Below are 19,871 nucleotides of genomic sequence, written 5' to 3' on the forward strand. Positions count from 1 at the left end.
GCATGACGTACGACGAGTCGATCTATCCGCGACGGAGCGTCGACGACCCGGATACGTTCGACGACCCGGACGGCACGACGGCGCGGGGTGAGCGGGTCGCCGGCCATTCCTTCGACGATCCGGGGCACGGTGAGTCGGGCCGGGACCGCCTGGCGGTGCACCTGGTGTGGGAGGTCGTGCTGCTGGCCGCGGTGGTGGCGGTCAGTTACCTGTTGTACGAGGCGGAGCCCGGCGCGGTACGCGGAGCCGCGCTGGACGGGTTGCTGGTCTCGGCCTCGGCGCTCGGCCTGCTCGCTCTCGCGGCGGGGCTCAGCCTGCGTGCCGCGGTGCCGAACCTCGCGATCGGGCCGGTCGCGGTGGCGGTCGCGTTGCATGTGGCCGAGAACGGCGACCGGGGCGTGGTCGCCGCGATCCTGCCGGCGGCACTCGTGGCCGTCGGATTGGGCCTGGCGGTCGCCGTGCTGGTGGTGGGCTTCCACGTGCCAGCCTGGGCGGCCAGCCTGGCCGCCGCGCTCGGTGCGATGGTGTTCATCCAGCAGCGCACCGGCCCGGTGACGGTGCAGGGCGGGTACGACCCGACGCGGACGGCGTTCTACCTGTTCGCCGGCTTCGCCGCGGTGGCGGTGCTCGGTGGCCTGTTCGGAACGATCAAGTCAGTTCGTCGGGCGGTCGGACGGTTCCGTCCGCTGGGCGATCCGGCCCAACGGCGTGGGACGGCGGCGGGCCTGCTCGCCGCGACGGCGCTCGTGGCGTCGATGGTGCTCGCCACCGCGTCCGGCCTGTTGATCGCCACGGGTGGGACCGGGACGGTGCGCCCGACCACGGGCCTGGAGTGGACCGGATTGGCGATCGGGGCAGCCCTGCTCGGTGGCAGTAGCGCGTTCGGGCGGCGCGGCGGCGTGTTCGGTCTGCTGCTCTCCGTCGCCCTGCTCACCCTCTTCCTCAGGTACGAGGACGAACGGGGGTGGGACATCGCGCTCACCGCCATCGCCGCCGTGACGGTGGCGGCGGGCCTGGTGGTCACCCGCCTGGTGGAGTCGCTGGGGCGACCGCGTCGGGTGGTCGGCGAGTTCGACGCGGACTGGGCCACCGACTCGGGTGGGTCCGGGGGGTGGAGCACCGGATCCCTCGAACATCCGAGTGCCTGGTCGGCCGCTCTCCCGCCGCAGCCGGCCGAGCCCCGTCCGGATCCGTGGGGGATGGACCGCTGGGGTGCCACCGACCGGTGAGTACGCGGGTCAGGCGCTAGGCTCGACCTCATGACCGACTCGCCTTCCGGCTCACGGCCCGACTTTGCCCAGCTTGACGCGCTGTCTACTGAGGAACTGCGGGAGCGGGCGTTCAGCCTTGCCCGGGAGCACCGGGACGTCCGGTTCTTCTGGTCGGTGCTGCGTCACCTGCCCAACGCGGACGAGGCCGAGGCGCTGGACGGCTCGCCGAATTCGGTCGGACCGACGGTCGACGAGGCGGTGGCGCTGTGGCGGGAGTTCACCGGCCACGGGTACGCGGAGAGCGAGCCGTTGTTGCGTGCCGCCTTCATCGACTACCTCCTCAAGCACTGACCCCGGCGTGGCGGACCCGGCCGCCGGGTCCGCCGGTGCATTTATGAAGGTCAGTCCACCAGGTTTGGCCGGTCGATTCCGCAGGGAATTACGGCGCCATGGCTCTCACCAACCGGTACAAGTCCGCGACGAGTGCGGGCACATTGGCCGCGCTCATCCTGGTCCTGGTCTTCGGCAGTCCGTGGTACGCGGACTGGGCCCGGGACAACACTGATCCGAACACCGCCGGCGGCTGGTTCCTGCGGCTGCTCGCCTGGCCGGCATGGCGGTTCGACTCCTCCGATTCCCTCCAGAACATCATCGCCGCCGACCTCAAGGCGATCCTGCTGGTCGTACTGACCGCGGTGTTCCTGTTCCTGCTGCCCGGCTCGCAGCTCGCCCGAGCCCGCGGGACGCTCAGCCAGTTCTTCGCGGGCTGGTCGGCGTACGTCTTCGCCGGCGCTTTCGCGGCGCTGTTCACCGCCTTGATCCAGGCCAACCCGTCGCTGGTCGGAGCCTTCGCGGCCGCCGGCTCCGGGGCGACCTACGGCTTCTTCACCGGCTGGATCATCGGCATCGCGGCGCTCGGCGGTTGGCGCGGTCGCCGGTAGCGGGCGGTACCCGGACACGCGCGGTCGGACCACCCCCCCGGTCCGACCGCGCGTCCGGTGGTCTGGGTGCGGTCAGTCGACCGTCTCGGCCGGATAGTCGATGCTCAGTACGCGATGCCGGCTGAGGAGCCCGATCACCTTGTCGTCGTCGAGCACTCGGGCGTAGTCGGCGTTCGCGACGAGCATCTTGGCCAGCGCGTCGTAGAGCGAAGAACCCATCGTGGCGCTGGGCAGCCCGGCATGGTCGACCAGTTCCGCGTCGTCGAGCAACTCGCGGGTGATCGGGGTGACGGCGAGTCGGCGGATGCCCCGGTCGGCGCCGACGAACTCGCGGACGAAGGCCGAGGCGGGCTCACCGAGCAGGGCGGCCGGTGAGTCGTACTGTTCGAGGCTGCCGCCCTGGGACAGGATCGCGATCCGGTCACCGAGCCGGACCGCCTCGTCCAGGTCGTGGGTGACCAGCACGATCGTCTTGCGTACCTCGGCCTGCAACCGGAGGAACTCCTCCTGCAATCGGGTACGCGCGATAGGGTCGACGGCCGAGAACGGTTCGTCCATCAGCAGCACCACGGGGTCGGCGGCGAGTGCCCGCGCGACGCCGACCCGCTGGCGCTGGCCGCCGGACAGTTCGTGCGGGTAACGCCGGCTGAACGTGGCCGGGTCGAGGCCGACGAGTTCCAGCAGTTCGTCGGCGCGCTCCCGGATGCGACCGCTCGACCAGCCGAGCAACCGGGGCACGGTGCCGATGTTGGTCCGGATTGTCTGGTGCGGGAACAGGCCGACGTTCTGGATGACGTACCCCATGCGGCGGCGGAGTTGCACCGGATCGACCGCGGTGACGTCCTCGTCGCCCAGCAGGATGCGGCCCGAGGTGGGCTCGATAAGCCTGTTGATCATGCGTAGGACGGTGGACTTGCCGCACCCGGAGGGCCCGATCAGCACCACCAGTTCGCCGGCCTTGATCTCCAGGCTGAGATCCGTGACCGCGACGGTACCGTCCGGATACTGCTTGCGAATGTGTTCCAGGGTGATCGGTGCCGCCGAGGGCGGACGGGGGCTGTGCGGAGCGGCGGAACCGGTCTCCGGGGTAACGTCCACGTATGTCCTTCCACTTGAGCTATCAGGAAGCTCCGGGCAACCCGTGGTTCTCCTGGCAGTACGTGCGGGACAACTCCGAGACGATACTCGCGGCGCTGCGTGAACACGCCACGCTGACCGCGCAGGCCGTGCTCATCGCCGCGCTGATCGCGGTCCCGCTCGCGGTCGCCGCGTACTGGTTCCGGTCGCTCACCGGGCCGATTCTCGCATTCTCCGGAGTGCTCTACACGATCCCGTCCCTCGCGCTGTTCTCCTTCGTGGCGCCGTACCTCGGCATCGGCACGCGGACCGTGCTGGTCGGGCTGGTGATCTACGCGCTGCTGTTGATCGTGCGGAACACCCTGGCCGGCCTCAACCAGGTGCCCCCCGAGGTGCGCGACGCCGCGCAGGGGATGGGGTACGGGCGGTTCGCCCGGCTGCTGCGGATCGATCTGCCGCTGGCGCTGCCGGGCATCCTGACCGGACTGCGACTGGCCACCGTGTCGACTGTGGCGCTGGTCACGGTCGGTGTCCTGGTCGGCCACGGCGGGCTCGGACAACTGATCCTCGGTGGCTTCCGGAACAACTTCTACCGAGCCGAGATCCTCACCGGGACGGTGCTCTGCGTGGCCCTGGCCCTGGTCCTCGACCTTCTACTGGCCTTCACCGGCCGGTTGCTCACCCCCTGGCTGACCCGGCGGAGCGCGCGATGAACCCGATCGAGCAGGCGGTGGTCTGGCTCAACGATCCGCTCAACTGGACCAACACCAACGGAATCCTGGACCGGTTGACCGAACACCTCTACATCTCCGGGGCCGCTGTGGCGATCGGTTGCCTGGTCGCGTGGCCGCTCGGCCTGTGGTTGGGGCACAACCAACGCGGCGGCGGGCTGGTGGTGCTGCTGTCCAATGTCACGTTGGCGATCCCCACCCTTGCCCTGCTGACGCTGCTGCCGTTGACCTTCCTCGGCTTCGGTCAGCGACCGGTGATCATCGCGTTGGCCGTGTTCGCCGTGCCGCCGTTGCTCGCGAACGCGTACACCGGGGTCCGGGAGGTGGACCCTGAGGTCCGTGACGCGGCCCGGGGAATGGGGCTGTCGGGCTGGCAGTTGCTGCGCCGGGTGGAGCTTCCGCTTGCCGTTCCGTACCTCGCCACGGGTTTCCGGACCGCCGCGGTTCAGGTGGTGGCGACCGCGGCGCTGGCGTCGTTCGTGAACGGCGGCGGCCTCGGGCAGATCATCAGTGCCGGGTTCGGTCTGAGTATCGCCGTGGGTGGCGGTCAGATCCTTGCCGGTGGCCTGCTGGTCGCCGGGCTGGCGCTGCTTGTCGAGCTGCTGCTCGCCGGGCTCGAGCGGGTCGTCACGCCGCCCCCGCTGCGTCGGCGTCGCCGGCGGGCCGACCGGCAGGCGTCGGCTACCGGCAAAGCCTGATACGGCTTTTCGTCCGGTCTGTCCGGTGCGCCGCGACGAAGATCACAGCTGCGTCCATCGGGTGAATGACGATCTGATGACAACCCGCCCGCGAAGTTGTCGGTCCAACATGAAAGATGTTGGGTGAAAGTCGCGGGTGGCCAGTTCGGGCGCCCGTCGGACACGCGGCCGGCCCGAGAGGGCCGCGCCGGGACACGGAAGGCGGGCGTCATGCGCTCACGTAACCGAATCGCCCTCGGCGCGGTGGGAGCCCTCGCCGCGGTCGGATTCCTCACCGGATGTGGAGACGCCGGTTCGTCCGGCACCGAGGCGCCGGCCGGCGATGCGTCCGGCGCCGGCTGTGCTCCGGTGCCCGGCGAACAGCTTGTCGTCCTCGAGGACGACAAGAAGCTGCAGAACTCGGACAACGTCATTCCGGCGATCAATGCCAAGGCGGCCAACCCGGAGATGATCGCGGCGCTGGACAAGGTGTCCGACGCCCTGGACACCGACAAGCTGATCCAGCTCAACAAGGCGGTAAACGTCGACCGCAAGACACCCAAGGTGGCCGCCGAGGAGTTCGCCACCGCGAACGGGATTACCAGCGGCATCGCCAAGGGTCCGGGCGGATCGATCACGGTCGGCGCCGCCGACTTCCCCGAGAGCGAGATCCTCGCCGAGCTGTACCGGGTCGCGCTCACCGCCGCCGGATACGATGCCAAGGTCCAGCAGATCGGCAACCGGGAGCTGTACGAGCCGGCCCTGGAAAAGGGCGAGATCCAGGTCATACCCGAGTACGCGGCGACCATGGCCGACTTCCTCACCGGCAAGACGGGTGGGGCGAGCGCGCCGCCCATCTCCTCGCCGGACCTGGACAAGACGGTCAGCGGGCTGAGGGACGCCGGACAGAAGGTCGGCATCGTCTTCGGCAAGCCGTCGGCGGCCCAGGACCAGAACGCGTTCGCCGTCACCAAGCCGTTCGCCGAAAAGTACGAGTTGAAGACGATCTCGGATCTCGCCGAGAAGTGCTCCGGCTCGGCGACCATCCTGGCCGGGCCACCGGAGTGCCCCCAGCGGCCCAAGTGCCAGGCGGGGCTCGTCGAGGTCTACAACTTCAAGGCCGGCTCGTTCAGCTCGCTGGACGCGGGGGGTCCGCAGACCAAGTCGGCGCTGAAGAGCGGCGCGGCAAGCGTCGGGCTGGTCTTCTCCTCCGACGGATCGCTGGCAACCAGCTGACCCCGTGCGCTGCCCCGCGCCGAGCCCGCACCGGGCCCTGCGCGGGGCAGTCGGATCCACACAGGTCTGCTGAGGGCATTCCGGCGTCTGCCAAGTCTCGGTAGGCTCCACCATCGTGTCCGCCCCGGTCTCTGTCGATGCATCCCGTCGGCGGCCGCTGCTGGCGTCGCTGTTCTGGGCTGGCGTCGGGCTCGCGGCCTTCGCCGCGTTGCTGTTGGTCTTCGGCGGCAATGGTGGTGTGCTGCGCGTCGCCGCGGTACTCGCGCTGTCGTCCTTCGTGCTGCTCGGGCTGTCCGTGATGCTGCGGCCGGACCCGGCCCACCTCCAGCGGGAACTCGCGGAGGCGGTGTCCGCGGAACTCGACGCGATCCGCGAAGAGGTACGGGCTGCCGAGCACGTGACGGCGAGACCGTTGCACGACCGGCTCCGCGAGTTGCACGCGGGGCTTGAGGCGTTACGGGGGCAACTCGACGCCATCCAACTCGGCGCGCCACCGAACCACCGCGACTCCCCGTACACCGGATTCCCCGGCGACGGCGTGGCTGGGGCGATGGCCGGCCACCAGGGCACCGGTCGCCCGACGGCGCCCGCGCACGGGGTGGCAAGCGTTGCCGCGGCAGCGCCGGAGCGGGTTCCGACCGGCCAGGCCGGGGTCGTGGGCGACGACCGGCCGGCCTACGGGGTGGTGCGGTCGCCCGCCAAACCGGCGGACGGCCAGCGACCGCGACACGGCCTGGTCCGCCGGACCGAAACCGTGCACGTGACGACCCGGCAGACCATCGTGGACCAGCACGAGGACCACCCGGGTGCCGGGCATGACGGCGTCGGGGGTGACTGGTACGGCGGGGGCCGGCGCCCTGCCCGGGATCGCCCGGGCCCGGATGCCTGGCACGATGACCATCATCGGGGCGGCGAGCGGCGGCGCGACACCGGCTGGCGCCACGAGCCGCCCTCTCGGGAGACCTGGCGGCGCGACGCGGACCAGAGTGACGCCTGGGAGCGTCGCGACGACCGGCGGGTCGGTTGGGAGAGCGGCGCAGCGAGCGGCGACGGTCGGGAGCGCGGTGAACGCGGGCAGCGCGGCGAAGCCGAGCGACCCGACCCGCGGTACGGCGGTGACCGCCACTGGCAGCGTGGCGGCGGGGGAGCGGACCTACCCTGGGCGGGCTCGCCCGCCGGGGGCGGTGACGTCCGGTTCGGCGATCGTTGGGCGACGGCTCGGCGGGACGATCGGGGAGACGAGGTGCGCCTGGGCGAGCGGTACGCCGCGATGCGTACCGATCCCACCGGAGCGGAGTTGCGGATGGGCGACCGGTGGGCGAGTGTCCGCCTGGACCGACCGATGACCGACACGACGGCGACGACGCGCCGAGACACACGCCGCGCCGCGGACTACCGGGAACTGCCGGCGACGTACCGCGAATTCCCGGCGGAGCAGGTGGATCGACCTGGCACCGGAGACTACTGGTCGCCGTCGGACCAGCCTGCCGCGATCGGCGCGGCGGCGGCCCGATACTGGTCGGACGTCGACCGGGAGCCGTCCAGGCGGGACCGGCAATGGCCCGGCCGGCAGCGGTGAACACGGCCGGCAGCGTCGAGCACGCCGTGGGCGATGCCTGGTGTCGCGGTCCGGGCTACTTGTCGATGTCGCCGACCACGAAGAACATCGAGCCGAGGATCGCGATGAGGTCCGGGACCAGGCACCCCGGCAGCAGGGTGGCCAGCGCCTGCACGTTGGCGTACGAGGCGGTCCGCAGCTTGAGGCGCCACGGCGTCTTCTCGCCCCGCGAGACCAGGTAGTAGCCGTTGATGCCGAGCGGGTTCTCCGTCCACGCGTAGGTGTGCCCCTCGGGCGCCTTGACCACCTTCGGCAGCCGGACGTTGACGGGTCCGGTGCGCCGGTCAACCTCGTCGAGGCAGCGCTGGGCGAGGTCGAGCGAGACGTACACCTGGTCGAGCAAGATCTCGAAGCGGCTGTGACAGTCCCCGGCGGTGCGGGTCACCACGGGCACGTCCAACTCGCCGTACGCCAGGTACGGCTCGTCGCGCCGCAGGTCCAGGTCCAGGCCGCTGGCCCGGGCCACCGGGCCGGAGGCGCCGAACGCCGCGGCGTCGGTGGCGGAGAGCACGCCGACGCCGACCGTACGGGCCAGGAAGATGTCGTTGCGACGGATCAGGTTGTCCAGGTCGGGCAGTTGCCGGCGGACCTGGTCGATGGCCGCGCGGGCTCGCCGGGTCCAGCCGGCGGGCACCTCCTCCTTGAGGCCGCCCACCCGGTTGTACATGTAGTGGATCCGGCCGCCGGACGCCTCCTCCAGCACCGCCTGAAGCGTCTCCCGCTCGCGGAAGGCGTAGAACATCGGCGTGATCGCCCCGATCTCCAGCGGGTAGGAGCCGAGGAACATCAGGTGGTTGAGCACCCGGTTGAGTTCGGCGAGCGCGGTCCGCAGCCACACCGCCCGCTCCGGCACCTCGATGCCCATCAGCCGTTCCACGGCGAGCACCACACCGAGTTCGTTGGCGAACGCGGACAGCCAGTCGTGCCGGTTGGCCAGCATGATGATCTGCCGATAGTCGCGGACCTCGAAAAGCTTCTCCGCCCCCCGGTGCATGTAACCGATGATCGGCTCGCAGGACACCACCCGCTCGCCGTCGAGGACCAGCTTCAGCCGGAGTACGCCGTGGGTGGACGGGTGCTGCGGGCCGATGTTGAGCACCATGTCGGCACCGACCCGGGCTTCTTCGCCGGGAGTGGTGGCGACCAGGCCGGCGCCGGTGCCGACGGTGAGCTCACGCAACGCCCCGGTCTCCGCGGTCATGCCCGTCATCGTGCCATGTCCGCGCCCAGTCGGCCGAGGGCTCGATGCCGACGGGCTGGCACAGCCACCAGTGGTCGCCGAGGCCGACCCGATCGACGAGTTCGGCCGCCGTCGAGGCGGCGGCGAGCGCCCGGACGTAGCCGGCGGGGTCGCTCGATGCCAGCGTGAGCGGCGGTCGGGCGCCGTCGACGCCCAGCGTCCGCAGCGCCTCCCGCTGGCGGACCAGGGTGTACGGCGTGCCGGCCACCTCCTGTCCGGCCGCGGCCACCGCGTCGACGGCGACGTGCGCGGTCAGGTCGCAGGAGCCGTCCGGCACCGGTGGTACCTGCCGCCCGGCGCGGTACGCGGTAAGCGTGCCACCGGCCGGCCGGCCGGCTCGCAGATGCCCGTAGTCGACCGCGACGGCCAGGCCCCGGTGGACCGATCGAACGGCGTCCGCCCAGGCCAGGTCCCGGTGCAGGCCGATCTCGGCCCGTACCGCGCAGGGGCCGGCGAGATCGTCCGGCGGACCGGGCATGGCGGGCGTCGCCGGCCCGAGGGTTGATGCGGCGGGCGCCGGCCACCAGTCGGCCAGCCAGGCCGCCTCCGCCGGATCGAGCGGCCCACCGGCGGTTTCGGCACCGGTGGCTGGCTCGACCAGGATCCGCCGCCAGCCGGCGGGTCCCCATCCGGCGACATCCAGCGGCACGTTGTCCAACCACTCGGTGGCCAGCAGCAGTCCGGTGACGCCCGTGGGCAGGTCGGATCGCCATTCGATGCCGCCGGGAAGCGAGCCGGGTCGGGCGGCGAGTTCGACGGCGGTCAGCCGGAGCCGGTTGGCGAGCGCCGGGGCTGCCTGCCGGGCTAGTTCGGCGAGCAACTCTCCCCGGCCGGCACCGACGTCGACCAGGTCGAGCCGGTCCGGATGGCCGAGCGTGGCGTCGACGCGCTGGAGCAGCCGGAGGATCGCCGAGACGAAGATCGGGCCGGCGTGCACGCTGGTCCGGAAGTGTGCGGCCGGGCCGGGTCCGGTGGTGAAGAATCCGCCGGGCCCGTAGAGGGCGCTGGCCATCGCGGCCCGCCAACCGGACGGCACGGCACTCGCCGCTGTCGAGTGCACCGTGGCACCCGGCGTCGCAGGTCCGGCGTTGGGCGCGCTCATTTCGCCGTCGGGGGCGTTCGCCACCTCGCCGGATCTTCCCGTCGCGTGCCCGGCCCGATTCGTCACGGCCCCGACGATAGACCGGCGGCAGGACGATGGCCGGAGTCACCTTTTAGCCGGAACAAGAAAGATATATAGCATGAAAGACGACATAAAGGGGCTCTCTCTGCACCCGTGAAGGTTTTCACATCTCCTGTGGCGATTTGCCGGTGGCGGCGCATACTTGCGATCGACCGGTACCACATCTCGAGGACTGGATCATGATTATGAGCGCTTCGCCGCGCCCGCATTCGGGCGCCCAGAGCCCGGCCCACCCGCTCGGGGTCGCCGGACCGGCCGCCCCCACCGGCCCCGGAGCGCGAACCCCGTTGACCGTCGGCCTGATCGGGGCCGGCCGGGTCGGTGCCGTGCTCGGTGCGGCACTTGCCGGCACGGGGCATCATGTCGTCGCCGCCTCCGGTGTCTCGGACGCCGCCCGGCGACGGATAGCCGCGCTGCTGCCCGGTGTCGGCAACCCGCCCGCCGACGAGGTGGCCCGGGTGGCCACCGACCTGCTGATCATCGCCGTGCCCGACGACGCCCTGGCCGGCGTGGTCAGCGGTCTGGCGGGGACCGGAGCGCTGCGGGCTGGGCAGGTCGTGGCGCACACCTCCGGCGCTCATGGGCTCTCCGTGCTGGTCCCGGCCGCCGACATCGGTGCCCGGCCACTCGCCCTGCACCCGGCGATGACCTTCACTGGAACCGCGGCCGACCTCGCCCGGTTGCCCGGCGTCTCGTACGGGGTGACCGCCCCTGCCGAGCTGCGTCCGTTCGCCGCCCGGCTGGTGGCCGACCTGGGTGGTGTCCCGGAATGGATCTCCGAGGACGACCGGGTGCTGTATCACGCCGCCCTCGCGCACGGCGCCAACCATCTGGTCACCCTCGTCAACGAGGCGACCGACCGGCTGCGCGAGGCCGGTGTGGCCGACCCGGCCCGGGTCCTCGGCCCGCTGCTGCGCGCCGCCCTGGACAACGCCCTCCACCTGGGTGACGCAGCGCTGACCGGGCCGGTTTCCCGGGGCGACGCCGGCACGGTGGCCCGCCACCTCGACCGGCTCGCCGGCACCGCGCCCGAGTCGGTCGCGGCGTACCTGGCGCTGGCCCGGCGGACGGCGGACCGGGCGATCGACGCGGGCCGGCTGCGCCCGGTGGACGCCGTGGCGTTGCTCGGTGTGCTGGCGGACCGGCAGCGGGAGACCGTGCCGTGAGGACTGTGCACACCCGCGCCGAGCTGACCGCCGCGCGGGACTCCCGCACCGGCACGGTGGCGGTGGTGATGACGATGGGCGCCCTGCACGAGGGGCACGCGGCGCTGCTGCGGGCCGCCCGGGAGCGGGCCGACCAGCTGGTGGTGACCATCTTCGTCAACCCGTTGCAGTTCGGCCCGAACGAAGACTTCGACCGCTATCCGCGCACCCTCGACGCCGACCTGGAGGTCTGCCGCGCGGCCGGCGTGGACCTCGTCTTCGCGCCCTCCGCCGCCGAGATGTACCCGGCGGGGCAGCCGATGGTCCGGGTCGATCCGGGCCGGCTCGGTGCCGACCTGGAGGGCGGCAGCCGTCCCGGCTTCTTCCACGGCGTCCTCACCGTCGTGCTCAAGCTACTCAACCTGGTACGGCCGGATCTCGCCTTCTTCGGTGAGAAGGACTACCAGCAACTCACCCTGGTGCGGCGGATGGCGCGGGATCTGGACCTGCCGGTCGAGGTGGTCGGCGTTCCCACCGTCCGGGAACCGGACGGCCTCGCCCTGTCCAGCCGCAACCGTTACCTCTCCGAGGCGGAGCGGCGCACCGCGTCGGGCCTGTCCGCCGCGCTGCTGGCCGGGGTGGCGGCGGCCGAACGGGGAGACGACGGATCCGGTGTGCTCGCCGCCGCGCATCGGGCGTTCGCCGCAACGGCGCCGGACGCCCGGCTGGACTACCTGGTGTTGACAGATCCCGACCTGGAGCCCGGTCCCACCAGCGGCCCCGGCCGGCTGCTGGTGGCAGCCTGGGTCGGCCGGACCCGTCTCATCGACAACATGCCGATCCGGCTCGCCGACGGCGAGCCGCTGGCCCCGTGACCCGGAAGGTTGCCGCGATGTTCCGCACCATGCTCAAGTCGAAGATTCACCGGGCCACGGTGACCCAGGCCGATCTGCACTACGTCGGATCGGTCACGGTGGACAGCGACCTGCTGGACGCCGCCGACCTGCTGCCGGGTGAGCAGGTCGCGATCGTCGACATCACCAATGGCGCCCGGCTGGAGACGTATGTCATTCCGGGCGAGCGGGGCAGCGGCGTGATCGGCATCAACGGCGCGGCGGCACACCTGGTCCAGCCGGGTGATCTCGTCATTCTCATCTCGTACGCGCAGCTTGACGACGCGACGGCGCGGTCCTACGTGCCCCGGGTGGTGCATGTGGACGGCAACAACCGGATCATCGAGTTGGGTGCGGATCCGGCGGGTGTCGCGCCGGGAATGGTCGGCGACCCGATCCGGGGTGACCTGAGCAGCGCGCAGGGATAGCGGTAACGGGCCGTGCGGACCGGTGGGACGTCCCGATCGGCGGCCGCGTACGGTGATGATCAGGTAACCGGTTGGCGGTGACCAGGGTCGTGCCGGCGGGCTACCGTAGGCTCCAGCGGTGGTTGGTGGCCCTGGGGAGGACGCGATGCGTCGGGTGATGGCAGGCGTGGCGGTTCTCCTCTCCGGCCTGGTGTTGGCGGGCTGCTCCGCTCCGGCCGGGTTGGACGGCGATCTCGTGGACGATTGGAAGCCGGTGACCGAGCCGGTGGCCTTCGTCCCGCCGACCGGCGTCTGCTATCCCGACGACTTCGCCGAGACGGCCTACCTCACCTCTTTCAATCCCGTTGACTGCGGGTCCAGTCACCGGGTCGAGACGGCGCACGTGGGTTCCTTCACCGGCGCTGTGGCGGAGCGGACCGCACCGCCCGAGCAGGGTTCCGGAGACATCAAGCCGGCCTTCGCGGAATGCGACGCCAAGGCGACGGCCTACGTGGGCGACAACTGGCGGTCCGGCCGGTTGTTCCTGGGGGTGGCCACGCCGTCACCGGCGGCCTGGGGCAGCGGTGCCCGGTGGTTCCGCTGCGACCTGGCCGAGGTGGATGACGAGGACGACGGCAGCCCGGTGACCCGCAGTGGCAGCCTGAAGGGGGCGTTGGCGGGGGCGAGCCGGCTCCGCCTCGGTTGCTTCGGGGTCAAGCTGGACAACAAGGGCGAACTGTTCGACGTCACGCCGGCCGAGTGCACGGCGAAGCACAACAGCGAGTACGTCGGCGTGTGGCCGGCACCTGAGCTTCCGTTCCCGAAGCGGGACCGGGACTACGAACCGCTGTACGCCGGGTGCCGCTCGGTGGTGGCCAAGTACGTCGGCGTACCGGACGACCGCAACCTGCAGTTCCGTACCGGCGTGCTGACCCTGCCCCCCACCGAGGAGCAGTGGCAGATGGGTAACCGGGGCGTCCGCTGCTACCTGTGGCTGCGTAACCGAGACCTGACCAAGTCGCTCAAGGGGACCGGTCAGTCCGGCCTGCCCATCCAGTACCGCTAGCAGCCCTACCAGCGCCGGCCGCGCCGAAAGCGCTCTGGCCCACTTTTCGCCGACCCGGCGGGCGGGCGGGGGTCCGCGCACGGTTGACTGTGACCATGCGACCGGCCACCCTCGATCTGCCGCAGCTGCCCGGCCTGCTGGCGGCGCCGGCACCCGGTTGGGTCGAAACGACCGACGTGATCGTGGTGGGCACCGGCATCGCCGGTCTCACCGCGGCCCTGAACCTGCGCGAGACCGGGCTGCACGTCACCCTGATCACCAAGGTGGACATGGATTCCGGTTCCACCCGGTGGGCCCAGGGTGGCATCGCGGCGGTGCTGGACCCGCTGGACACGCCGGCCGCGCACGCCTCGGACACCGAGATCGCCGGAGTGGGGCTCTGCGACCCGGCGGCCGTGCGGGTGCTGGTGGAGGAGGGGCCGGCCAGGCTCCGTGAGCTGATCCGGATCGGGGCACGCTTCGACCGCCACCCGGACGGGGCGCTCATGCTGACCCGGGAGGGTGGCCATCGGGCCGACCGGATCGTCCACGCCGGGGGTGACGCCACCGGGGCGGAGGTGCAACGGGCGCTGCACGAGGCGATCGGCCGGGACCCGTGGATCCGGCTGATCGAGCACGCTCTCGTCCTGGACCTGCTCAAGGACCGGTCCGGCCGAGCCTGCGGGGTGACCCTGCACGTGCTGGGTGAGGGCAGTGAAGACGGTGTCGGTGCGGTGCTGGGCCGGGCGGTGGTCCTGGCCACCGGCGGGATGGGCCAGGTGTTCGCGGCCACCACCAATCCGGTGGTGTCCACCGGTGACGGGGTGGCCCTCGCGCTGCGCGCCGGTGCGGACGTCACCGACGTCGAGTTCGTGCAGTTCCACCCGACGGCTCTGGTGGTCGGCGGCGCGGGCGGTCCAGCCGAGCCGGTGGCCGGCGTGTCGGCCGGGACGGCACAGCAGCCCCTGGTCTCCGAGGCGCTGCGTGGTGAGGGCGCCCACCTGGTCGACGCGGACGGCAAGAGGTTCATGGTCGGGCAGCACGAACTGGCTGAACTCGCCCCGCGCGACGTGGTCGCCAAGGGCATCCACCGGGTGCTGCTGGCCACCGGCGCCGACCACGTCTACCTGGATGCCCGGCACCTGGGCGCCGACTTCCTGGAAAGGCGGTTCCCCACGATCGTGGCGTCCTGCCGGGCGGCGGGGATCGAGCCGTCGGTGGACCTGATCCCGGTCTCCCCGGCCGCCCACTACGCGTCCGGTGGCGTCCGCACTGACCTGCACGGTCGTACCTCCATCCCCGGCCTGTACGCCTGCGGCGAGGTGGCCTGCACCGGGGTGCACGGCGCGAACCGGTTGGCCAGCAATTCGCTGCTGGAGGGCCTGGTCTTCGCGCAGCGGATCGCCCGGGACGTGGCCCGCGACCTGCCCCCGCAGGCGGATCCGGTGCCGGATGGCGCCTGGCGAGGCGGCTCCGGCTGGGCGGTCGACCCTGCTGCCCGGGTGTCGCTGGCCCGGGCCATGAGCCGGGGTGCCGGGGTTTTGCGGTCGGCGGCGACGTTGCGGACCGCTGCGGCGACGCTTGTCGACCTGGGTGGCACCCGGGCCGCGTCCGGCACCGCGAGTTGGGAGACGACGAACCTGCTCACCGTCGCGTGCGCCCTGGTCGGCGCCGCGTACGCCCGGCAGGAGACCCGGGGCTGCCACTGGCGGGAGGATTATCCGACCGCGCGGGACGGCTGGCTCGGCCATCTGGTCGGATCGGTTCGGACGACAGGATTTCTCGGTCACAGCTGGGAGGATGTGCGGTGAAGGACGCCACGAGGCAGGCACTGCTCTCGGTCGGGCTCGACCCGACGGCCGTCGAGCGGATTATCGGTACGGCGTTGGACGAGGACCTCGGCCCTGACCGGGTCGACGTGACAAGCGTGGCGACGATCCCCGCGGCGGATCTGGGCACCGCTGACCTCGTGGCCCGGGATGCCGGTGTGGTGGCCGGACTGGACGTCGCGGCGGCGGTGTTCGAGACGGTCGCGGAGTTGACCGATGCCGGTCGGCCGGTGGAGGTGCGCGCCCGGGTGGCCGACGGTGACCGGGTGACCCGGGATGACGTTCTGGCCACGGCGACCGGCCCCGTACGAGCGTTGCTCACGGCCGAACGCACGGCGCTCAACCTGCTCTGCCGGATGTCCGGCGTGGCGACCCATACCCGGGCCTGGGCGGACGAACTGGCCGGCAGCGGCGCGCGGGTGCTGGACACCCGCAAGACCACGCCCGGCCTGCGGGTGTTGGAGAAGTACGCGGTCCGGGCCGGCGGCGGTACCAACAAGCGGATGGGCCTGTACGACGTCGCGATGGTGAAGGACAACCACAAGCTGGCAGCCGGTGGGGTGGGCGCGGCGTACCGCCTGGTTCGGGAGGCGTTCCCGGAGCTGCCGATCCAGGTCGAGGTGACCACCACCGCGGAGGCGGTCGAGGCGGTGGAGGCGGGGGCGGACTTCCTGCTGTGCGACAACATGACGCCTGCCGAGTTGACCGACGTCGTGGCGGCGGTGGGCGGTCGGGCGGAGTTGGAGGCGACGGGTGGACTGACCCTGGAGTGGGCGGGGAAGTACGCCGCCACCGGGGTCGACTACCTCTCGGTGGGCGGCCTCACCCATTCGTCGCCTATCTTGGATATCGCGCTCGACCTGCGCGCGCCGGATGCCGGTGGCGACGAGAGGGATCCCCGGGGCTGACCCATGCTGCTGTGCATCGACATTGGTAACACCAACACCGTGCTGGCCACCTTCGACGGCGACAAGCTGGCGCATTCCTGGCGCATCAAGACCGATGCCCGGGCCACCGCCGACGAGTTGGGGCTGATGTTCCGCGGCCTGCTGGCCGGTGACGCCGTGGAGATCACTGGCGTGGCGGCCTGTTCGACGGTGCCCGCGGCACTGCGGTCGCTGCGGACAATGCTCACCCGCTACTACCCGGACATCCCGCACATCGTGGTGGAGCCCGGGGTGCGGACCGGGGTGCAACTGGCGATCGACAACCCGAAGGAGGTCGGCTCCGACCGGGTGGTCAACACCCTGGCGGCGTACACCCTGTTCGGCGGTCCGTCGATCGTGGTCGACTTCGGCACCACCACCAACTTCGACGTGATCAGTGGGCGTGGCGAGTTCCTCGGCGGGGCGTTCGCTCCGGGCATCGAGATCTCCTTCGACGCGCTCGCGGCCCGGGCCGCCCAGCTGCGCAAGGTGGAGGCGACCCGGCCACGGTCCGTAATCGGCAAGAACACGGTGGAGTGCCTGCAGTCCGGGATGTATTTCGGGTTCGCCGGCCAGGTGGACCGGATCGTCGAGCGGATGGCCCAGGAGCTCGGAGAGGTGAAGGCGGTGATCGCCACCGGCGGTCTGGCCCCGCTGGTGATCGGCGAGTGTCGGACCATCACGCACCACGAGCCGATGATCACCCTGATCGGGCTCCGGCTGGTCTACGAGCGCAATTCCTGAGTCCGGCCGGCCGCCGCGCGCCCGGTCGGAGGTCGCCTTCAGCGCCGTCGGGCGCGGTAGCAGACCGTTCGGTACGGCAGCTCGATGGTGTCCCGCCCGGCCAGGTCGTGGTGGTGGGTGAGCAGGTCACGCACCGCCTGGACGATCTCCTGCCGCCGGTCCGACGGCGCGGTGAGGTAGTACGACCGCGTGTGGATCATGCCGATCAGCTGGGCCGGGGTGTAGTCGACGACATGCGCGTACTCGGCCCGCTCGATCGGCCCGAAGTGCGGCCCGAATGTCGTCGGCGGCTGGTCCAGCTCGGCCGGGCTGGCTCCGTCCCGGGCCGCGTCGACGATGGCGGAGAGTTCCCACACCCAGGGGACCCGTTCGTCGCGAAAGTTCCACAAGACGCCGAACGTACCGTTCGGTCTGAGCACTCGCGCCACCTCAGCGTGCGCGCGGTCGTGGTCGAACCAGTGGTACGCCTGACCAGCCACCACGGCAGTCACCGACCCGTCGGGCAGGGGCAGCCGTTCGGCGCTGCCCGCGAGCGCTGTGGTGCCGGTCGTGACGGCCGCCAGTTGGGCACGCATGTCCGGATCGGGCTCGACCGGTTCGACCGCGTAGCCGAGTTCCAGCAATCCCCGGGTGAGAATGCCGGTCCCGGCGCCGAGGTCGGCGACGCGGCCGGCCGGGGCGGAACCGGCCACCCAGGCCACCGCGTCGGCGGGATAGGGGGGCCGGTAACGGTCGTAGTCGGCGGCAGCGGTTCCGAAGGACAGCGCGGGCTCGGCCATGGGCAGGAGGATAACCGACTATCCCGGCCCCGGTACGACTGAGTAAGTGTGCGCGGTAAGGCCGCCCGTCGATCTCGTACCGCCAATCGGCGTGGCCGAAGTGCGAGCCGAGCATTCCGTGCGACCGACCGTTCCCTGCCCACGGATTGCAGTGGGCTGGGCCGTCCATGGTCGGGCCGGCCGACCCGAAGGCAGGTGCGCGATGACGGGCCCGCGGAATTCCGGCCCACCGGCAATGGCTGAGGCAATGTCCCCCGGGGGGTGGTGGCGTAACAACGCAACCGCCCCCGGGATGGGGCTGCCGTCGCCGCGTCGGGTAACGCACAGCAATGCGTTAGATACGCATCCGTATCTTCGAATCGCACCCGCGCTGATTTCGTGGGTGATCCGGTGACCCTCGCCGACCCGGTGGTCCTTGCCGGCCCAGCGGGCGGCAAGGGGCCACTCGGTGTGTGGGGAGAACGATCCAAGGTGAGTCACGGCGCGGCGCGTAGGGCCGTACCGTGCCCCGGTTTGGCAAAGGTTTAGGCATGATCGGTGGTAGGGAATGGGATTCCGACCGGCCCTGGCCGCCCGCCCCCGCTCCAGAATTTGGGAAACTGCCCGGGTTCCCCTTAGTGTGCGCGGAGTAGCCGGCCGCTGCTTGTTCGACATGATTTGCGGGTCCTATTGACGTAACAAGCCGACTGCGGGCTATCGTTTACCTGTTTAGCAGCACCCCCGCTCGAAAGGACTACTCCGCGTGGCCAAGCAGATCATTCACAAGCTGGTCGATGACCTCGACGGCGGCGACGCCGACGAGACCGTCAAGTTCGCACTCGACGGTGTTCAGTACGAGATCGACCTGTCGAAGAAGAACGCCGGCAAATTGCGCGACCTCTTCGCTCCGTACGTCGCCGCCGGCACCAAGGTCGGTCGTGGTGGCGTGGTGGTGGGTGGGCGTGCCGCCCGCGGCCGAGGCAGTGCTACCGCCGATCGGGAGCAGAACAAGGCGATCCGAGCCTGGGCCAAGAAGGAGGGTCGGGAGATCTCCGATCGGGGTCGGATCCCTCAGGAGATCGTCGACGAATACCACGCCAAGGCCGGCCGCTGAGCGGTCGCCCGAGACGGGGTGTGACGCCGGGTCCGGGAAGCGAAGGCTTCCCCAACCCGGCGCCGTCGTCTCCGGACCACGAGCCACCGGTCCGGGCCGGCGCGGTCGCCGGCCGGGTCGCGCCGTCGGTGCCGTGTGATCGGGGCCACTGGGCGGCCGGATCGGTCGCGGAGCGGGAACGTTTTCTCTGGTGGCCGGGTTATCCACAACCAGTGGACGGTCTGTCCACAGCCCTGTGGACGACGCCGTCCGGGGCGGTCGCCGGATCGGCGGAATTTCGCTTTGCGCGTAGTCACCCGGACGAGGAACACCCACGACGCGCGCAGAGTTGTCAGAAACATCGCGAACCAGACTGATCGGGCAGCGCACGGCCTGAGTCGAGTCGGTCCGCGGCGATAGAGTAAGAGCACGGACGTCCGCCTTGGAGGTCCGGGCACCGGCCCCGCCAAGATGGTTGACCACCAACATCTAGTGCGCACGGCACGTGAGGAGCACGAGGGCATGTTCGAGCGGTTCACCGACCGAGCGCGACGGGTTGTCGTCCTGGCCCAGGAAGAGGCCCGGATGCTCAACCACAACTACATCGGCACGGAGCACATCCTGCTGGGCCTGATCCACGAGGGTGAGGGCGTGGCGGCGAAGGCCCTGGAGAGCCTCGGCATCTCCCTGGAGGGCGTTCGCCAGCAGGTCGAGGAGATCATCGGGCAGGGTCAGCAGGCGCCGAGCGGGCACATCCCGTTCACGCCCCGGGCCAAGAAGGTCCTGGAGCTGTCGCTGCGCGAGGCGCTGCAACTGGGCCACAACTACATCGGTACGGAGCACATCCTGCTCGGCCTGATCCGGGAGGGCGAGGGTGTGGCCGCCCAGGTGCTGGTGAAGCTGGGGGCGGACCTCAACCGGGTGCGCCAGCAGGTGATCCAGTTGCTCTCCGGCTACCAGGGCAAGGAGCCGGCCGCCGCCGGCACCGCACCGGGTGAGGCGGCGCCGTCGACCAGCCTGGTGCTGGACCAGTTCGGTCGCAATCTGACCCAGGCCGCCCGGGAGGGCAAGCTCGACCCGGTGATCGGGCGGGAGAAGGAGATCGAGCGGGTGATGC

20 protein-coding genes are annotated in these 19,871 nt (G+C 71.1%); 16 read left to right on the forward strand and 4 right to left on the reverse strand.

Annotation, left to right across the window (positions count from 1 at the left end):
• Positions 1-2: 2 nt before the first annotated feature.
• The 3 genes from ACFQUZ_RS28650 to ACFQUZ_RS28660 all read left to right on the forward strand — a co-directional run bounded on the left by ACFQUZ_RS28650 (position 3) and on the right by ACFQUZ_RS28660 (position 2,152).
• Entirely contained in the window at positions 3-1,229 is a 1,227-nt protein-coding gene (locus ACFQUZ_RS28650) for an ABC transporter permease (protein WP_377447744.1), read from the forward strand.
• A gap of 30 nt (positions 1,230-1,259) precedes the next feature.
• Entirely contained in the window at positions 1,260-1,562 is a 303-nt protein-coding gene (locus tag ACFQUZ_RS28655) for a hypothetical protein (protein ID WP_377447746.1), read from the forward strand.
• Positions 1,563-1,660: 98 nt separating this feature from the next.
• Entirely contained in the window at positions 1,661-2,152 is a 492-nt protein-coding gene (locus ACFQUZ_RS28660) for a hypothetical protein (protein ID WP_377447748.1), read from the forward strand.
• Positions 2,153-2,224: 72 nt separating this feature from the next.
• On the opposite strand, the gene ACFQUZ_RS28665 is transcribed toward ACFQUZ_RS28660, so the two are convergent.
• Positions 2,225-3,250 (reverse strand): ABC transporter ATP-binding protein, encoded by a 1,026-nt coding sequence (locus ACFQUZ_RS28665; protein ID WP_377447750.1) that lies wholly within the window; start codon positions 3,248-3,250, stop codon positions 2,225-2,227.
• A gap of 2 nt (positions 3,251-3,252) precedes the next feature.
• On the opposite strand from ACFQUZ_RS28665, the gene ACFQUZ_RS28670 reads away from it, so the two are divergent.
• The 4 genes from ACFQUZ_RS28670 (at position 3,253) to ACFQUZ_RS28685 (ending at position 7,452) form a co-directional block, all read left to right on the forward strand.
• Positions 3,253-3,942 carry an ABC transporter permease gene (locus ACFQUZ_RS28670; protein ID WP_377447752.1) on the forward strand — a complete coding sequence of 230 codons (690 nt, stop codon included), beginning with the start codon at positions 3,253-3,255 and terminating at the stop codon, positions 3,940-3,942.
• Complete coding sequence (locus tag ACFQUZ_RS28675; protein ID WP_377447782.1) at positions 3,915-4,658, forward strand: ABC transporter permease; 744 nt, start codon at positions 3,915-3,917, stop codon at positions 4,656-4,658. The genes ACFQUZ_RS28670 and ACFQUZ_RS28675 overlap by 28 nt, the downstream gene beginning before the upstream one ends.
• A 210-nt stretch (positions 4,659-4,868) precedes the next feature.
• Positions 4,869-5,873: a glycine betaine ABC transporter substrate-binding protein gene (locus tag ACFQUZ_RS28680; protein WP_377447754.1), complete on the forward strand. Its 1,005-nt coding sequence runs from the start codon at positions 4,869-4,871 to the stop codon at positions 5,871-5,873.
• 115 nt (positions 5,874-5,988) lie between these two features.
• Entirely contained in the window at positions 5,989-7,452 is a 1,464-nt protein-coding gene (locus tag ACFQUZ_RS28685; RefSeq protein ID WP_377447756.1) for a hypothetical protein, read from the forward strand.
• Positions 7,453-7,507: 55 nt separating this feature from the next.
• Here ACFQUZ_RS28685 and ACFQUZ_RS28690 read toward each other — a convergent pair whose 3' ends face one another.
• Positions 7,508-8,701, reverse strand: coding sequence for an NADH-quinone oxidoreductase subunit D (locus ACFQUZ_RS28690; protein WP_377447758.1), 1,194 nt, complete (start codon positions 8,699-8,701; stop codon positions 7,508-7,510).
• Complete coding sequence (locus ACFQUZ_RS28695) at positions 8,664-9,743, reverse strand: SAM-dependent methyltransferase (protein WP_377447784.1); 1,080 nt, start codon at positions 9,741-9,743, stop codon at positions 8,664-8,666. The genes ACFQUZ_RS28690 and ACFQUZ_RS28695 overlap by 38 nt, the downstream gene beginning before the upstream one ends.
• 356 nt (positions 9,744-10,099) lie before the next feature.
• Here ACFQUZ_RS28695 and ACFQUZ_RS28700 point away from each other — a divergent pair, with 356 nt between their 5' ends.
• The 7 genes from ACFQUZ_RS28700 to ACFQUZ_RS28730 all read left to right on the forward strand — a co-directional run bounded on the left by ACFQUZ_RS28700 (position 10,100) and on the right by ACFQUZ_RS28730 (position 16,903).
• On the forward strand, positions 10,100-11,080 hold the full coding sequence (locus ACFQUZ_RS28700; RefSeq protein ID WP_377447786.1) for a Rossmann-like and DUF2520 domain-containing protein: 981 nt from the start codon (positions 10,100-10,102) through the stop codon (positions 11,078-11,080).
• Entirely contained in the window at positions 11,077-11,934 is an 858-nt protein-coding gene (gene panC, locus ACFQUZ_RS28705; protein WP_377447760.1) for a pantoate--beta-alanine ligase, read from the forward strand. Before ACFQUZ_RS28700 ends, panC begins: the two co-directional genes overlap by 4 nt.
• Positions 11,935-11,951: 17 nt before the next feature.
• A complete protein-coding gene (gene panD / locus ACFQUZ_RS28710) occupies positions 11,952-12,380 on the forward strand; it encodes an aspartate 1-decarboxylase (protein WP_377447762.1) in 429 nt (142 codons plus the stop codon).
• A gap of 145 nt (positions 12,381-12,525) precedes the next feature.
• A complete protein-coding gene (locus ACFQUZ_RS28715; protein ID WP_377447764.1) occupies positions 12,526-13,425 on the forward strand; it encodes a septum formation family protein in 900 nt (299 codons plus the stop codon).
• 95 nt (positions 13,426-13,520) lie between these two features.
• Positions 13,521-15,215: an L-aspartate oxidase gene (locus ACFQUZ_RS28720; protein WP_377447788.1), complete on the forward strand. Its 1,695-nt coding sequence runs from the start codon at positions 13,521-13,523 to the stop codon at positions 15,213-15,215.
• Positions 15,212-16,141, forward strand: a complete 930-nt coding sequence (nadC, locus tag ACFQUZ_RS28725; protein ID WP_377447766.1) for a carboxylating nicotinate-nucleotide diphosphorylase — start codon at positions 15,212-15,214, stop codon at positions 16,139-16,141. Before ACFQUZ_RS28720 ends, nadC begins: the two co-directional genes overlap by 4 nt.
• Before the next feature lie 3 nt (positions 16,142-16,144).
• Positions 16,145-16,903 carry a type III pantothenate kinase gene (locus ACFQUZ_RS28730; RefSeq protein ID WP_377447768.1) on the forward strand — a complete coding sequence of 253 codons (759 nt, stop codon included), beginning with the start codon at positions 16,145-16,147 and terminating at the stop codon, positions 16,901-16,903.
• A gap of 38 nt (positions 16,904-16,941) precedes the next feature.
• On the opposite strand, the gene ACFQUZ_RS28735 is transcribed toward ACFQUZ_RS28730, so the two are convergent.
• The gene (locus ACFQUZ_RS28735; protein WP_377447770.1) at positions 16,942-17,682 is read right to left on the reverse strand and encodes a class I SAM-dependent methyltransferase; all 741 of its coding nucleotides are present in this window, start codon (positions 17,680-17,682) and stop codon (positions 16,942-16,944) included.
• Between the two features lie 742 nt (positions 17,683-18,424).
• On the opposite strand from ACFQUZ_RS28735, the gene ACFQUZ_RS28740 reads away from it, so the two are divergent.
• Both ACFQUZ_RS28740 and ACFQUZ_RS28745 read left to right on the forward strand, forming a co-directional pair.
• Entirely contained in the window at positions 18,425-18,775 is a 351-nt protein-coding gene (locus ACFQUZ_RS28740) for an Lsr2 family protein (RefSeq protein ID WP_377447772.1), read from the forward strand.
• Between the two features lie 501 nt (positions 18,776-19,276).
• Positions 19,277-19,871: Clp protease N-terminal domain-containing protein (locus ACFQUZ_RS28745; protein ID WP_377447790.1), on the forward strand; the 595-nt coding region annotated here is incomplete at its 3' end.

Source organism: Plantactinospora sp. GCM10030261 (assembly GCF_042666615.1).
GTDB lineage: Bacteria > Actinomycetota > Actinomycetes > Mycobacteriales > Micromonosporaceae > KBS50.

Bases quoted from the DNA above. Each gene is read 5' to 3' on its own strand.
- ACFQUZ_RS28660 (WP_377447748.1), top strand. From the start codon at position 1,661: ATGGCTCTCACCAACCGGTACAAGTCCGCGACGAGTGCGGGCACATTG.
- ACFQUZ_RS28720 (WP_377447788.1), top strand. From the start codon at position 13,521: ATGCGACCGGCCACCCTCGATCTGCCGCAGCTGCCCGGCCTGCTGGCG.
- ACFQUZ_RS28680 (WP_377447754.1), top strand. From the start codon at position 4,869: ATGCGCTCACGTAACCGAATCGCCCTCGGCGCGGTGGGAGCCCTCGCC.
- ACFQUZ_RS28650 (WP_377447744.1), top strand. From the start codon at position 3: ATGACGTACGACGAGTCGATCTATCCGCGACGGAGCGTCGACGACCCG.
- ACFQUZ_RS28670 (WP_377447752.1), top strand. From the start codon at position 3,253: ATGTCCTTCCACTTGAGCTATCAGGAAGCTCCGGGCAACCCGTGGTTC.
- ACFQUZ_RS28730 (WP_377447768.1), top strand. From the start codon at position 16,145: ATGCTGCTGTGCATCGACATTGGTAACACCAACACCGTGCTGGCCACC.
- ACFQUZ_RS28700 (WP_377447786.1), top strand. From the start codon at position 10,100: ATGAGCGCTTCGCCGCGCCCGCATTCGGGCGCCCAGAGCCCGGCCCAC.
- ACFQUZ_RS28695 (WP_377447784.1), bottom strand. From the start codon at position 9,743: ATGGCCAGCGCCCTCTACGGGCCCGGCGGATTCTTCACCACCGGACCC.
- ACFQUZ_RS28690 (WP_377447758.1), bottom strand. From the start codon at position 8,701: ATGACGGGCATGACCGCGGAGACCGGGGCGTTGCGTGAGCTCACCGTC.
- ACFQUZ_RS28735 (WP_377447770.1), bottom strand. From the start codon at position 17,682: ATGGCCGAGCCCGCGCTGTCCTTCGGAACCGCTGCCGCCGACTACGAC.
- ACFQUZ_RS28715 (WP_377447764.1), top strand. From the start codon at position 12,526: ATGCGTCGGGTGATGGCAGGCGTGGCGGTTCTCCTCTCCGGCCTGGTG.
- panD (WP_377447762.1), top strand. From the start codon at position 11,952: ATGTTCCGCACCATGCTCAAGTCGAAGATTCACCGGGCCACGGTGACC.
- ACFQUZ_RS28655 (WP_377447746.1), top strand. From the start codon at position 1,260: ATGACCGACTCGCCTTCCGGCTCACGGCCCGACTTTGCCCAGCTTGAC.